At 47.0% G+C, this 566-nt stretch carries 1 protein-coding gene and 1 pseudogene; both read left to right on the plus strand.

Annotated elements, in window-relative coordinates; all coding sequences use genetic code 11:
* Positions 1–256, plus strand: a pseudogene (locus tag R7R78_RS28430) (histidine kinase); the annotation flags it as partial.
* A gap of 106 nt (positions 257–362) precedes the next feature.
* Positions 363–566 (plus strand): metalloregulator ArsR/SmtB family transcription factor (locus R7R78_RS28435; RefSeq protein ID WP_225474891.1); only part of this gene is annotated, 204 nt, incomplete at its 3' end.

A 566-nucleotide genomic window follows, 5' to 3' on the forward strand; every position in this document is an offset into this window, starting at 1 on the left:
GTCGATCTTAGATGCCATGCTCGACTTATCGATCGAAGCTTTGGTGAAGCAATTGCCGTTGAGTGATTCTGTGCAGCAAGCATTACTGCATCGTAAGGGTGAGTACGGCGTGCTGATCTCGCTAGAAGAATGCTACGAGCGAGCTGATTGGCATGGCGTCGAAAAGCTCTCGGGTCAGTTGGGTTTGTCATTCGATGAAGTCAAAGCCTCGTTAAGCGAAGCGGTTCGCTGGAGCCAAAGCGTCGTCGCGGTCTAATTCTCTCTATTAGTATGAAACTTTTATGAAGGCAAGGGCGTGGCTCTTGACGCCTTGGCACAATTAAATAAACATATACGCATATCCATATATAGGTATGTTAACTATGCTTCCACATCAGTTTTTCAAGCTTTTATCTGACGAGACTCGTGTGCGCTGCTTAATGCTGGTGGCCCGCGAAGGAGAAATTTGCGTAGGTGATTTGGCGTTTGCATTGCAAGAGAGTCAGCCGAAAGTTTCTCGTCATCTTGCTCAGTTAAGATCGAGTGGCATTTTAGTCGATAAGCGTCAGGGACAATGGGTGTACTAC

The organism is Vibrio sp. 2134-1, assembly GCF_033339495.1.